Genomic DNA, 12,520 nt, shown 5'->3' with positions numbered 1-12,520 from the left:
TTTATGCATATTTCGTGATTATATTTTCACTATGAATGAAACATAACACGGGATGGGCAACCTATGGCAACTCAACAAGACGCGGTGACACGTGCAAACTTCGATGACGTTATTCTGCCAATTTACGCACCGGCCGAGTTTATCCCGGTAAAGGGAAAGGGCAGCCGCGTCTGGGATCAGCAGGGTAAAGAGTACATTGATTTTGCCGGCGGCATTGCGGTCACTGCCTTAGGTCACTGCCATCCGGCGCTGGTGGAGACGCTGAAAGCGCAGGGCGAGACGCTCTGGCACCTGAGCAACGTCTTTACCAACGAGCCCGCGCTGCGTCTGGCGCGTAAGCTGGTGGACGCCACCTTTGCCGAGCGCGTCGTGTTTATGAACTCCGGCACCGAAGCCAACGAAACTGCCTTCAAGCTGGCGCGTTTTTATGCAACCACGCGCCACAGCCCGCATAAAACCAAAATCATCGCTTTCCACCACGCTTTTCACGGACGCTCGCTCTTTACCGTAACCGTCGGCGGTCAGCCGAAATACTCCGACGGCTTTGGCCCGAAACCGGCCGACATTGTGCATGTTCCGTTTAACGATCTTCACGCGGTTAAAGCGGTGATGGACGATCACACCTGCGCCGTGGTGGTAGAGCCGATTCAGGGCGAGGGTGGCGTTACCGCGGCAACCCCTGAGTTTCTCAAAGGCCTGCGTGAATTGTGCGATGCGCACAATGCGTTGCTGGTGTTTGATGAAGTGCAGTGCGGCATGGGGCGCAGCGGTGAGCTGTTCGCCTATATGCACTACGGCGTGACGCCGGACATTCTGACCAGCGCCAAAGCCCTCGGCGGCGGTTTCCCGGTCAGCGCCATGTTGACGACCCATGAGATCGCCAGCGTTTTCCACGCCGGTTCCCACGGCTCCACTTACGGCGGAAACCCGCTGGCTTGCGCCGTGGCTGGCACTGCTTTCGATATCATCAACACCCCTGAGGTGCTGAATGGCGTCAGTGCCAAACGTCAGCACTTTGTTCAGTGTCTGCAGCAGATTAATGAGCAGTACGACCTGTTCAGCGATATTCGAGGCATGGGCCTGTTAATTGGTGCCGAACTGAAGCCGCAATACAAAGGCCGCGCGCGCGACTTCCTGCATGCGGCTGCCGCAGCGGGCGTAATGGTGCTGAATGCCGGTCCGGATGTGATGCGTTTTGCTCCGTCGCTGATTATCGAAGAGCAGGATATTGATGAAGGGATGCAGCGCTTTGCGCAGGCCGTCGCAAGCGTGGTTAACGCGTAAGGCGTCGGCGTAGCCAGATGCCATGATGCGGGCGCTGACGCCATGCCACCGACGAGATCGTGTGCATGGTGCTCAGATGCCCGATAATGCGCTGCAGATGCTGTTCCAGCGTGCTCATTGGACCGTGGGTCAGCGTCTCCGGCGCCTCCATAACATTTACCTCGCCTGATTCCCCCGGCCCGTCATACTCCAGCCGCTGCTGACAACGTTGCAGCGCAATTTCGCACGACTCAAGATAGCGCTGCGCCAGATCCGGTGTCAGCATGGTGTGCTCGCGTGCCAGCGTCGTCATGGCGTTGATATGTTCGACAATAAACTGGCTATGCGTCACCCACAGCTTCATATCGCTCAGATAGCGGCTATTAAAGCCGGGCTCCTGCATCGCCTGGTTGAGGGAGTTGAACAAGGCGTTATGCGCCTGGTTAACCTGCATACGCTGCCAGGCTAGCGGCGTCGCTTCCGGGTTGTTGCTGAGGATCAGGCGAATCGCATCCTGATAAGCCTCCAGCGCATCGTGCGCATTCTGGCGCAGCAGGCCGCTCTGCCACTGCGGCCACAGCCACACCATCCCGCCGAAGGCAATCAGGCAGCCAATCAGCGTATCGACCAGCCGGGCGAGAATAAACTGGTCGCCGTTGAGCGTCAGGATTTGCAAGGTATAGACCGCTGTAATCGTGAAACCGACCGTCGCCCAGCCGTAGCTTTTGCGAATAATCAAATAGCTACTTAGGGTGATCATCAGCATCGCTGCCAGCGTAAACCCGAGCGGCACATGAAAGTGCAGCGTCATACCCGCCACCACCAGCCCCGCCAGCGTACCGGCGGCACGGTTAACAATGCGTACGCGGGTCGCGCCATAACCGTTCTGCGTCACCACCATCACCGTCATCATGATCCAGTAAGGTTTCGGCAAATTTAATGCGCTGCCCATCAGGCTGGCGATACTGAGCATCACGCTGATGCGCGCCGCATTGCGCAGAGCGGTCGATTTCAGTGACAGATAGCTTTTTAGCGCCGGGATCAGCGGCAGGCGCTCCTGCTTATCCTCCATCAAATCGCGAATATAGAGCGGGCGCTGGGTGCGCAGCACGCGGGCGATGCGGCTAAAGTGCCAGGCGCAAAACTGCCCAACCGGATTATCAGGATGCTGGCGGGCAATTTTTTCCAGCGCGCCGACCTGCTTCTCCATGGTGAAGCGGGTCGGGTAGCGGTGATAGAGAATGTCATCCGCCAGCACGCGCAGGCGAGCCGCGACGGTTTGCGCATTCCAGCGAATCACCTGCTCGGCATGGGTTCGCTCGACCAGCTTCTGCACCTTTTCCGGCTGATGCAGGCTGACAGAGATATGCTCCTGCAGATCCAGCGCGACCTGAAAGACGCGCAGCAGGCGCTTGTAATCGTTGTTCTGATTGGCCGCCAGCATATGCAACTGCTGGTAACACTGGCTAATCAGATCCACCGCTTTCTGCTGGCGGTCGAGCAGCGGCGGCAGCGCGGTTTCCGGATCGATGTGCTGGGTTAACAGGCTATATTTCGCTTCGCAATAGTCCGCCAGTTGTCGGTAGAGCAAGCTGAGAGATTCACGCAGCGGCTGTTCGCGCCACAGCCAGAACCAGAACCAGTTAAACAGCCCGTACCACAAGGTGCCGAGGGTGTAGATCAGCAGCGGCTCCCACACCGGCATGTTCCCGGCGAGGCTGAGGGTAAAGATGGCGGCGATCAGCGAGGCTGGCAGCAGGCGGCCATGCAGCGCGCTGATTTCGCCCGTCACGCCGAGCAGCAGGGTTAACACTGTCATGATCACCGGCAGGGGAAGATTTTCCGCCAGCAGAAGCTGCACCGCCAGGCTACAGCCGGCAAACAGCGAGCCGCCGATAATCAGGCGTTTGAAGAAGCGTTTATGCGGGGTATCGAGGCCCGCAATATTGCAGCAGGCGGGAACCAGCGAGAAGAGCAGACCCTGTTGCAGATGGCCGAGTAGCAGCCCAACCGCCACAGGCAGGCATAACACCAGCGTTTGTCGCAGTGCGTAGTTGATTTCGGGGTGATAAATCAGCCTGCGCCACATGGGAAAACAAAAACGGCGCACCGCATAAGCGATGCGCCATTTTGCAGATTAACGCGTACCGTAGACGACGATAGTTTTACCGTGGGCAGAGATCAGGTTTTGATCTTCGAGCATTTTCAGAATGCGGCCAACCGTTTCGCGGGAGCAACCGACGATCTGACCGATCTCCTGACGGGTAATTTTAATTTGCATACCGTCCGGGTGGGTCATCGCGTCCGGCTGCTTCGCCAGGTTCAGCAGAGTCTGAGCAATACGGCCGGTCACGTCGAGGAACGCCAGGTTGCCGACTTTCTCCGAGGTCACCTGCAGGCGGCGCGCCATCTGCGAGGAGAGGCGCATCAGAATATCCGGATTCACCTGGATAAGCTGACGGAATTTTTTGTAGGAGATCTCCGCAACTTCACAGGCGGTCTTGGCGCGAACCCAGGCGCTACGCTCCTGACCTTCTTCAAACAGGCCCAGTTCACCAATAAAATCGCCCTGGTTGAGGTAAGAGAGGATCATCTCTTTACCCTCTTCATCCTTGATGAGCACTGCCACTGAGCCTTTAACGATGTAATACAGCGTTTCCGCTTTTTCACCCTGGTGAATCAGCGTGCTCTTCGACGGGTACTTATGAATATGGCAATGAGACAAGAACCATTCGAGAGTCGGGTCTGTTTGCGGTTTGCCAAGCACCATGCGCGATTATCCTCTGTTATAAGCTGGCTCCAGAAACGGCGTGAATCATTCAGCTTCTGGGGTTGCAATCAAAGCTTCCCAAATCCCGGGAAGTGGACCGTCAGCGACATCTGCGGTCTCTAATGTATGATATCCCTTGCGTACATTCGTAACGTCAATGTTTCTCTGTAGCATGTAGACTGTTTTAGCATAGCTTTTGGCGCCTGTCTCCTGGTGTCTCGCTTCAGCATGACGCAGGTCGCCTTCCGTTGCGCGTTTTGTTATGTACGCGTAATCTGTGAAAAAATTTGCCATACCGGAGTGATGAACATGCAGGCACGAGTGAAATGGGTTGAAGGGTTAACGTTCCTTGGTGAGTCCGCTTCCGGCCACCAAATCCTGATGGATGGCAACTCCGGGGACAAAGCTCCCAGCCCGATGGAGATGGTCTTAATGGCCGCCGGCGGTTGCAGCGCTATCGACGTGGTGTCGATCCTGCAAAAAGGGCGTCACGACGTGACCGACTGCGAAGTGAAGCTGACCTCCGAGCGCCGGGAAGAAGCGCCGCGCTACTTTACCCATATCAACCTGCACTTCATCGTTACTGGCAAAGCACTGAAAGAGGCTGCTGTCTCCCGCGCGGTCGATCTCTCAGCTGAGAAGTACTGCTCCGTGGCGCTGATGCTGGAAAAAGCGGTCAAGATTACCCACTCCTTTGAGGTGATCGAAGCCTGATAAGCCCGCCCGGCGGTGCTTCCCGCCGGGTTATTTAATCTTTTTGCCTTCCATCAGCCGCTGCACCAGCGGCGTCATAATCAGCTCCATCGCCAGCCCCATTTTGCCGCCCGGCACCACTAGCGTATCCATATGCGAGATAAACGATCCCTGCAACATTGCCAGCAGCCACGGATAATCGATCCCCTCCAGATTGCGGAAATGGATGACGACAAAGCTCTCATCCAGAGAAGGAATGCCTTTAGCGGCGAAGGGATTGGAAGTGTCGACGGTGGGAACGCGCTGGAAATTGAGATGGGTGCGGGAAAACTGCGGCGTGATGTAGTTAATGTAATCTTCCATTGAGCGCACCACCGAATCCATCACCGCTTCCCGGGAGTGACCGCGCTCGCTGGTGTCGCGGATCATCTTCTGGATCCACTCCAGGTTAACGATAGGCACCACGCCGACCAGCAGATCAACGTGGCGCGCCACATCATGCTGCGGCGTCACCACTCCGCCGTGCAGCCCTTCGTAGAACAACACATCCGTTGGCTCCGGCAGCGGCTGCCAGGGGGTAAAGGTTCCCGGCACCTGATTCCACGGCACGGCTTCATCATAGGTGTGGAGATATTTTCGCGCCTGTCCCTGGCCGCTCTGGCCATACTCGCTGAAGGTCTGCTCCAGCAGGCCGAAGTCATTCGCTTCCGGGCCAAAATAGCTGATATGCCGCCCGAGATCGCGGGCTTTGCGGATCGCCATATCCATTTCCGGACGGGTATAACGATGGAAGCTGTCGCCTTCCACTTCCGCCGCATGCATGTTGAGCTGGGCGAAAATCTTACGGAAGGCGAGGCTGGTGGTGGTGGTTCCCGCGCCGCTGGAGCCAGTGACGGCGATGACCGGATGTTTGGCGGACATAGCAACTCCCTGAAGAAAAGCTGTTGTTCAGTATCAAAGCCGCCCGGCGTCCGGTTATTCGTGGAACTGCCCGCGCGGCATAATATTCACCGTTTCGTGCAGTTCTGACCACACCAGCACGGCCTCGCCGCGCTGCAATTGCCGTTTTACGTCGGCGACCTTTTGTTCAAGCGAACGCTCATGTTCACCATAATCGGTGCCTTCGCGCAAGACAAAGCTCTCAATCAGATTGTCGAGCGTGTCGGCGTCGAGTTCTTGCCACGGAATAATCATGATGCTCCCAGATAAGCGGATAACCAGTCCGGAATGCGTGTTTCAAGCCACATCTCCGGGCGACGCAGCGTGCCGCCGACAAAGCCGACGTGCCCGCCATGTTCCGTCAGTTGATACTCAATATTAGCGGGTAATTGCGCAAGATCGGGGATGACGTGATGATCCATAAACGGATCATCCTTGGCGTGAATGATAAGCGTCGGTTTACGAATCTGCGGCAGCAGCGGCATAGCGCTACAGCGGCGATAGTAATCAAGTGCATCGTCGAAGCCGTGGATTTTCGAGGTGATCACATCATCGAAATCGCGGATGCGCCGCATTTTGCGCAGCACTTCCATGGTTGTTGGCAGCGAGCCGGGATAGGCGCGCAGTTTCCGCGCGGCATTGGCCTTCAGCAGGTTGAGCAAATAACGCTGATAAACGCGCGTGAAGCCCTTATCCATATGATAACTGCACGCTTCCAGCACCAGCGGGGCCGAGACAATCACCGCCGCATCGAGAGGCAGATCGTCATCCGCTTTCGCCAGCAGGCAGCCGAGCATATTCCCGCCCAGCGAATATCCCACCGCCGCGGTCGGCGCCTCGCCAAGTTCCTGACGCAGCCAGGTGAGAAACCAGGTGCCGTCCTCTGTTTCGCCGGAGTGATAGATGCGGTTCAGGCGATTCGGGATCCCACTACAGCCGCGAAAATGCATCACTACGCCCAGCCAGCCGCGCTGTTTCGCCGCATTGATCAGACCGTGCGCATAGGGGCTGTGCAGGCTGCCCTCCAGGCCATGAAACACCACCAGCCGCGGTTTATGCCGCGCCTGATTCGGCTCTTCGCTCCACGCGAGATCGACAAAATCCCCGTCCGGCAGTTCAAGGCGCTGCCACCAGGGTTCAAACGCGACGCGACGGCGTATAAGACGCGGCAGCATGGTCTGAAGATGTGGGTTGCTTGCGCCACGCATCGGTTGGAAGGTGGAGGCAACGCGTTGATCTGCATCGAGAAGTGCAGGTGTAATTTCTGCCATTTCATCAAAATAGGTAGGTAAATAGGCGGTTATTATACTTGCTAATAATTGGCCTGTTTAATACTTTGCTGCTGTTGTACCGTATTGACCCACTAAGGCAGCGGCAAAAAGACGTATTACAACCCACGCTGACACTGCGCCTGCCTGCAATTTCACCTTCAAGGACACTTATTATGACGGACATTACTTCGTCTGGCCTGACGGCAGCGCAGCCATTAAATGATTTGCCGCAGACGGATAATTTAACCCCCGAGCAGCAGACGCAAATCCAGGCGATTGCTAAAGAGATCGATATTTACGATCCGGCCTATTCGCTCGGTTTCGGTGCGAAAACCATGCAAACGATGTCGCAATTCTCTGATTCCCTCATGCAGCAAGTGCGGGCAAAAGATGCGGGCGTCATCGGTGCGCAACTTACCGATCTCCTGCAAAAAATTAAGCAGGTTGATATTAGCGCCTTTGAGCAAAAGCCGGGTTTTCTGGCCTCGCTACCCTTCGTGGGATCGATCTTTAACCGCATTGAGCGCACCATGCTGGAGTACAAAACGCTTTCAGCTCAGGTGGAAGATATTACGGATAAGCTGAATAACGCGATGGTCGACCTGCTGCGTAATATCTCGACGCTGCAGATCCTGTTTGAGCGCAACCGCGATGTTTTCCAGCAAATTACCCTGCACGTTATTGCCGGTAAGCAACGACTGGAGCAGATAAAACAGGAAGAGCTGCCCGCTCTGCAAGCGCAGGCCGCGTCCGATCCGATGATTGCCCAGCGCGTGCGTGACCTGCTCGACGGTATTTCGCGTTTTGAGCGTCGTCTGCATGATTTGATGCTGTCGCGCACCATTGCTATGCAGAGCGCGCCGCAAATTCGCTTGATGCAGAGCAATAGCCAGTCGCTGGCGGAAAAGATCCAGAGCAGCATTCTCTCCACCATTCCGGTGTGGAAAAACCAGATTGCCCTCTCGCTCTCTTTGCAGACCCAGCGTCAGGCAGCGAAGCTGCAAAAAGAGGTTGCTGATACCACCAATGACCTGCTGCGCCGCAACGCCGAGATGCTGCAGACCGGTACAATTGAGACCGCCCGCGAAGTCGAGCGCTCAGTGGTGGATATCGAGACGCTGCGCGATGTGCAGTCACGCCTGCTTAACACCATTGAAGAGTCCGTGAAGATCGCGGCCGATGCGCGCCAGCGCCGTCAGGAAGTGGAAAAAGAGCTGGGCACGATGGAAACCGATCTGCGCACGCGCCTTGCTGCCATCGCCAGCGGTAATCAGGCACAGGCCTGAGTCAGGAAAAGAGAATGAGCAATAAAATTACTGACGCACTGGATAAAATCTACAGCAACCGCGTAAACCGGGTCATTATTCAGATCGTCCTCTGCTTCCTGGGATTCATTTATGGCAGCCAGAAAGCGAAAGAGGTGCTCGATCCATCTGATGTTCCTGTGCTAATGCAGATCCTGGCATGGTGCAGTTTTGTCTTGCTGGCTCGCACACTCTTTTATGATCGCATTGCGCTGGGAATAGGTGCCTTCGCAGGCTTTGTCTGGCTGATGTTTTACGATGCAGCGACGATGCCATTTGCTGCGGGCACGGCCGCGATGGTGGTGCACGCTTACCGAAGCCGCTACTCGCTGGGACGCATTCATGTCTGGTATCTGTTTGTGTGGCTATTTGCGGCAACGGCGTACGCCAACGTTAATGGTGCCTTTTCAACGGTATTGGGCTTGTTGTTCTGGTTTATCCTGATCGGCGGCATAGTGTTCCGCAAAATACACCTCAAGCGCCAGGCGCGCGAAGCACACGAACTTGAGCTGCACATTGCGCATATGGAAAAGCTTAAGCAAGCCAGCCAAAACCCCGCTGAGGAACCGTCATCGCTCGAGCAGCAAATCTATCGGCTGGTAAATAAGTACACCTTACCCGATACGCTGGTTGTTCATCTGAAAGGCATTGTCACACTGGCAGAAAAGATCCTGCAGTGCATGAAGTCTGATCCCAGAGATGTTGGGCCGGGGAGGCGTTTTCTTGAGCGCTATTTGCCGCTCCTGGAAAAGATTGCCGCCAGGGGGCAGATACTTTCCGAACAACTCAGTGACGAGGCGCAACGGCAAAAGGCGATAACAGAGCTGGCGGTAGTGCTTGAACGCGTTGAGCGCGCGTTTAAGCAGCAGCATCAGGCTCTGCTGGAGAATGACTCGCTTGATTTAGACGCGGAGTTACTGACCTTAGACAATATGCTGAAAGCGGATGGCTTCGGTAAATAACACACGCTGCACCCGTTGTTCAACGGGTGCAGCTTTAGCTGTCTGCCAGCAGGTTACGCGAAAAGAGGTGGATATCAACATCCGCTTTACGTCGCCACAAACGGGCTTTCCGCGCGCCGGTCGCGACGCTCTCCCCGGTCTCTTCAAACATGCCAGAGGCTTCAAAACGGCGGATCAGGCTTTTGCGCTGAATCGGCTGGCCGAGAATTATCTCCGTCGCTTCCTGCAGCTGGCTCTGGGTAAAGGTCTCAGGCAAACAGTAAACGGGCAGTAATGAATACATCGTTTTCTGCCGCAAGCGGCGCAGCGCGGCGTGGATTATCTCGCCGTGATCGAAGGCCAGTTCGCGCTCATTAAGTTCGGCCACCGGCACCCATTTAGCATCGCTGACGCTTACGATATGCGGCGCGCAGGCGACCCACGAAATAAGCGCATACCAGGCAACGGTCAAACTCCAGCCGCGCGGATCGCGATCCGGGCCGGAGAAGGTATCCAGCTGTTCAAGCCACGAGGGCGAGACGCCGGTTTTTTCCGTCAGCTTGCGCAGCGCCGTGGCGCGGGTAGAGCTATCCTGCGCCATATCAATAAAGCCACCGGGCAATCCCCAGCGCCCTTGTTGCGGCTGGCTGGCGCGCTCGACCAACAACACGCAGAGCGTCTGCTGATGCAGGCTAAACAGCACGCTATCGACCGTCACCAGCGGCGAGGGAAAACGACTCGGATCGTAAGAATCCAGATACTCTGCTTCGCTGATCATCACTGACTCACCTCATTTCACACGCAGCAAGTTTATCAGCCTACCCTGGTGCGGCAAGCGAACTTTTATTTTATGTATTTTCAATGTCTTATATATTCAGTATAAAAATAATCCAGATGGGGGCTTGCTTAATAGTGTCTTATGGACAATATTAAATGTGTCCAAGGGACATTAACTAATGCAGGTGAGGTGAATGATGGCGAGCAGAATCGAACTCTTTATCGATAATCAAAACGTTGAAATCGAAAACGGCGTATTTCCTGATGGTGCAGTGTGGCTGAAAGTGACGGGCGAACTGCCTGCTTTCGCCCAGCTGATGCGCATCCGTGTCGCCGCCATGCGCGATATGAATGATTTTATGCTGCTGGCACAGCTGGTAGACGCGGTACGCCACGTTACTGATGTTGCGGTTAGCCATCTGCAGCTCGCCTGGCTGCCGTGGGCACGCCAGGATCGCCATATGGTGGCGGGCGACAGCTTCGCGCTGAAAGTCTTCGCCAACCAGCTCAACACCCTGAACTTCGATAAAGTCTTTATTCTCGATCCCCACAGCGATGCCGCCGCAGCCGCGATTAACAACTGCGTCGCCATTCCTCAGGAAACCTGCCTGCTGCAGAGCGAGACGCTGCGCCGCGCCATTGCGCAGGGCGAACTGATGCTGGTGGCTCCGGACGCGGGCGCGCTGAAAAAAATTCACAATGTGGCGAAAGCCACCGGCGCGAAGAATTACGCCATTCTCACCAAAGAGCGCGATGTTGCCAGCGGTAATCTGACCGGCTTTGCGCTGGTGGCCGGTGAGGTGGCGGGGAAAGATCTGCTGATTGTCGACGATCTCTGCGATGCGGGCGGCACCTTTATCGGCTCGGCGCAGGTTCTGCGTGAAGCAGGTGCGCGCAGCGTCAGCTTGTATGTTACGCACGGTATCTTCTCGAAAGGCGTTGAAAACCTGCTCAATAACGGGATTGACGCTATCTACACCACCACTTCGTTTACTTCGCCGACGCTGGCTTCACCGGGCGTTGAACTTATCGACATCGCCACGTTATTTCGCGCTTAAGGGGACCACACCATGAAACTGAATCCGATTCTCGCTATCGACGGCTACAAAGTGTCGCACCGCGTACAGTATCCGCAGGGCACAACAAAGGTTTACTCCAACTTCACGCCGCGCAGCGACCGCTTTTTCCAGTCTCCCGTTGCTGACGGTAAGCTGGTCTTCTTTGGACTGCAGGGTTTTCTGAAGTGGTTTATGGTCGATCTTTTCAACGACGCCTTCTTTGCCCGCCCGGAAGAGGAGGTGGTGAATGAGTACAAAGAGGTGATGGACAGCTACCTCGGCAAGGATAGCGTGGCGGTCGATCATATCCGTGACCTGCACCGTTTAGGCTACCTGCCGCTGCACATCAAATCGCTGGATGAGGGGAGCAAAGTACCGATGAAGGTGCCGGTGCTGACCATCACCAACACCCGTGAGGAGTTCTTCTGGCTGGTGAACTATCTGGAAACGGTGCTCTCCGCGGAGTTGTGGAAAGCCTCGACTAACGCCACCATCGCGCACCACTACCGCAAAATTTGTGAGCAGTGGGCAGCGAAAACCTGTAGCGACCTCTCGCACCTGGATTTCCAGTGCCACGACTTTTCGTTCCGCGGCATGGCGGGTCTGCACGATACCGCACAGGCGGGCGCGGGTCACCTGCTGAGCTTTAAAGGCACCGACAGCATCCCTTCGCTGCTTTATGCCCGCGATTTCTACACTGGGGGCGAGGAGTACTTTATCGGCGCAAGCATTCCGGCGACCGAGCACAGCGTGATGTGTATGGGCGAGCATGAGCATGAAATTGAGACCTTCCGCCGCCTGATTGCCGATATCTATCCGCAGGGCTTTGTCTCCATCGTCTCCGATACCTGGGATTACTGGCGTGTGATCACTGAGTATACCCGCGAGCTGAAATCGCTCATTTTGGGGCGTGAAGGACGCGTCGTTTTCCGCCCGGATAGCGGCGACCCGGTAGAAATTCTCTGCGGCACCGGTGCAGATGACGACACGCGCGCCGATCGCAGCCCGGAGGAGAAAGGCTCCGTTGAAGTGCTGTGGGAGATTTTCGGCGGCACCGTTAACGAGAAGGGTTACAAGGTGCTGGATCCGCATGTCGGCCTGATTTATGGCGACTCAATTACGCTGGCGCGCGCGAATCAAATTCTCTCGCGGCTGGAAGCCAAAGGTTTCGCCAGCTCCAACGTGGTCTTCGGCGTCGGCTCTTTTACCTACCAGTACAACACCCGCGACACCTTCGGCTTTGCGATGAAGGCGACCTGGGGCGCGGTGAATGGCGAAGGGCGGATGATCTTTAAAGAGCCGAAAACGGATAACGGCCTGAAACGCTCAGCGCGCGGTCTGTTACGGGTTGAGCGCGATGCGCAGGGCGAACTGCAACTGCACGATGAGCAAAGCTGGGAGCAGGAGCAGGGCGGGGAGCTGAAAACCCGTTTCCTCGATGGCAAGCTGTACGACACCGAGCACTTTGAGACCATTCGCCAGCGCCTGGCTAACCAGCGTTAAA

At 56.1% G+C, this 12,520-nt stretch carries 12 protein-coding genes; 6 read left to right on the top strand and 6 right to left on the bottom strand.

The features are described from left to right. Positions 1–63 precede the first annotated feature (63 nt). Positions 64–1,284, top strand: a complete 1,221-nt coding sequence (gene argD / locus SOM48_RS00270; RefSeq protein WP_128481995.1) for a bifunctional acetylornithine/succinyldiaminopimelate transaminase — start codon at positions 64–66, stop codon at positions 1,282–1,284. On the opposite strand, the gene SOM48_RS00265 is transcribed toward argD, so the two are convergent. Both SOM48_RS00265 and crp read right to left on the bottom strand, forming a co-directional pair. Continuing rightward, positions 1,274–3,352 (bottom strand): YccS/YhfK family putative transporter, encoded by a 2,079-nt coding sequence (locus tag SOM48_RS00265; protein WP_139966342.1) that lies wholly within the window; start codon positions 3,350–3,352, stop codon positions 1,274–1,276. The genes argD and SOM48_RS00265 overlap by 11 nt on opposite strands. 48 nt (positions 3,353–3,400) lie before the next feature. Continuing rightward, entirely contained in the window at positions 3,401–4,033 is a 633-nt protein-coding gene (crp, locus tag SOM48_RS00260; protein ID WP_000242758.1) for a cAMP-activated global transcriptional regulator CRP, read from the bottom strand. Positions 4,034–4,342: 309 nt separating this feature from the next. Between crp and SOM48_RS00255 the strand changes: the two genes are divergently transcribed. Beyond that, positions 4,343–4,747: an OsmC family protein gene (locus SOM48_RS00255; protein ID WP_023482049.1), complete on the top strand. Its 405-nt coding sequence runs from the start codon at positions 4,343–4,345 to the stop codon at positions 4,745–4,747. Between the two features lie 30 nt (positions 4,748–4,777). Here the strand turns inward: SOM48_RS00255 and SOM48_RS00250 are convergent, their stop codons facing one another. The 3 genes from SOM48_RS00250 to SOM48_RS00240 are packed head-to-tail and all read right to left on the bottom strand — an operon-like array spanning position 4,778 to position 6,936. Further along, the gene (locus SOM48_RS00250) at positions 4,778–5,647 is read right to left on the bottom strand and encodes a phosphoribulokinase (RefSeq protein WP_023482098.1); all 870 of its coding nucleotides are present in this window, start codon (positions 5,645–5,647) and stop codon (positions 4,778–4,780) included. A gap of 54 nt (positions 5,648–5,701) precedes the next feature. After that, positions 5,702–5,920 carry a YheU family protein gene (locus SOM48_RS00245; protein ID WP_023481955.1) on the bottom strand — a complete coding sequence of 73 codons (219 nt, stop codon included), beginning with the start codon at positions 5,918–5,920 and terminating at the stop codon, positions 5,702–5,704. Beyond that, positions 5,917–6,936: a hydrolase gene (locus tag SOM48_RS00240; protein ID WP_128481998.1), complete on the bottom strand. Its 1,020-nt coding sequence runs from the start codon at positions 6,934–6,936 to the stop codon at positions 5,917–5,919. Before SOM48_RS00240 ends, SOM48_RS00245 begins: the two co-directional genes overlap by 4 nt. 173 nt (positions 6,937–7,109) lie before the next feature. Here SOM48_RS00240 and SOM48_RS00235 point away from each other — a divergent pair, with 173 nt between their 5' ends. Then, a complete protein-coding gene (locus tag SOM48_RS00235) occupies positions 7,110–8,222 on the top strand; it encodes a toxic anion resistance protein (protein WP_128481999.1) in 1,113 nt (370 codons plus the stop codon). A 14-nt stretch (positions 8,223–8,236) separates the two neighbouring features. After that, the gene (locus tag SOM48_RS00230) at positions 8,237–9,202 is read left to right on the top strand and encodes a 5-bromo-4-chloroindolyl phosphate hydrolysis family protein (protein WP_320511197.1); all 966 of its coding nucleotides are present in this window, start codon (positions 8,237–8,239) and stop codon (positions 9,200–9,202) included. 34 nt (positions 9,203–9,236) lie between these two features. Here the strand turns inward: SOM48_RS00230 and SOM48_RS00225 are convergent, their stop codons facing one another. Further along, positions 9,237–9,959 (bottom strand): NUDIX hydrolase, encoded by a 723-nt coding sequence (locus tag SOM48_RS00225; RefSeq protein WP_076769404.1) that lies wholly within the window; start codon positions 9,957–9,959, stop codon positions 9,237–9,239. Positions 9,960–10,155: 196 nt separating this feature from the next. Between SOM48_RS00225 and prs the strand changes: the two genes are divergently transcribed. Further along, complete coding sequence (gene prs, locus SOM48_RS00220) at positions 10,156–11,016, top strand: ribose-phosphate diphosphokinase (protein ID WP_042716156.1); 861 nt, start codon at positions 10,156–10,158, stop codon at positions 11,014–11,016. 12 nt (positions 11,017–11,028) lie between these two features. After that, positions 11,029–12,519 (top strand): nicotinate phosphoribosyltransferase, encoded by a 1,491-nt coding sequence (locus tag SOM48_RS00215; RefSeq protein WP_139966337.1) that lies wholly within the window; start codon positions 11,029–11,031, stop codon positions 12,517–12,519. Position 12,520: the final 1 nt, after the last annotated feature.

The organism is Kosakonia sp. CFBP8986 (genome assembly GCF_034044935.1).
GTDB classification, from domain to species: domain Bacteria; phylum Pseudomonadota; class Gammaproteobacteria; order Enterobacterales; family Enterobacteriaceae; genus Kosakonia; species Kosakonia cowanii.
The sequence above is the reverse complement of the archived record's forward strand: the minus strand, read 5'-3'. Positions and strand labels throughout refer to the sequence as shown.

Bases quoted from the DNA above. Each gene is read 5' to 3' on its own strand.
- argD (WP_128481995.1), top strand. From the start codon at position 64: ATGGCAACTCAACAAGACGCGGTGACACGTGCAAACTTCGATGACGTT.
- prs (WP_042716156.1), top strand. From the start codon at position 10,156: ATGGCGAGCAGAATCGAACTCTTTATCGATAATCAAAACGTTGAAATC.
- SOM48_RS00230 (WP_320511197.1), top strand. From the start codon at position 8,237: ATGAGCAATAAAATTACTGACGCACTGGATAAAATCTACAGCAACCGC.
- crp (WP_000242758.1), bottom strand. From the start codon at position 4,033: ATGGTGCTTGGCAAACCGCAAACAGACCCGACTCTCGAATGGTTCTTG.
- SOM48_RS00225 (WP_076769404.1), bottom strand. From the start codon at position 9,959: ATGATCAGCGAAGCAGAGTATCTGGATTCTTACGATCCGAGTCGTTTT.
- SOM48_RS00265 (WP_139966342.1), bottom strand. From the start codon at position 3,352: ATGTGGCGCAGGCTGATTTATCACCCCGAAATCAACTACGCACTGCGA.
- SOM48_RS00245 (WP_023481955.1), bottom strand. From the start codon at position 5,920: ATGATTATTCCGTGGCAAGAACTCGACGCCGACACGCTCGACAATCTG.
- SOM48_RS00255 (WP_023482049.1), top strand. From the start codon at position 4,343: ATGCAGGCACGAGTGAAATGGGTTGAAGGGTTAACGTTCCTTGGTGAG.
- SOM48_RS00250 (WP_023482098.1), bottom strand. From the start codon at position 5,647: ATGTCCGCCAAACATCCGGTCATCGCCGTCACTGGCTCCAGCGGCGCG.
- SOM48_RS00240 (WP_128481998.1), bottom strand. From the start codon at position 6,936: ATGGCAGAAATTACACCTGCACTTCTCGATGCAGATCAACGCGTTGCC.
- SOM48_RS00215 (WP_139966337.1), top strand. From the start codon at position 11,029: ATGAAACTGAATCCGATTCTCGCTATCGACGGCTACAAAGTGTCGCAC.
- SOM48_RS00235 (WP_128481999.1), top strand. From the start codon at position 7,110: ATGACGGACATTACTTCGTCTGGCCTGACGGCAGCGCAGCCATTAAAT.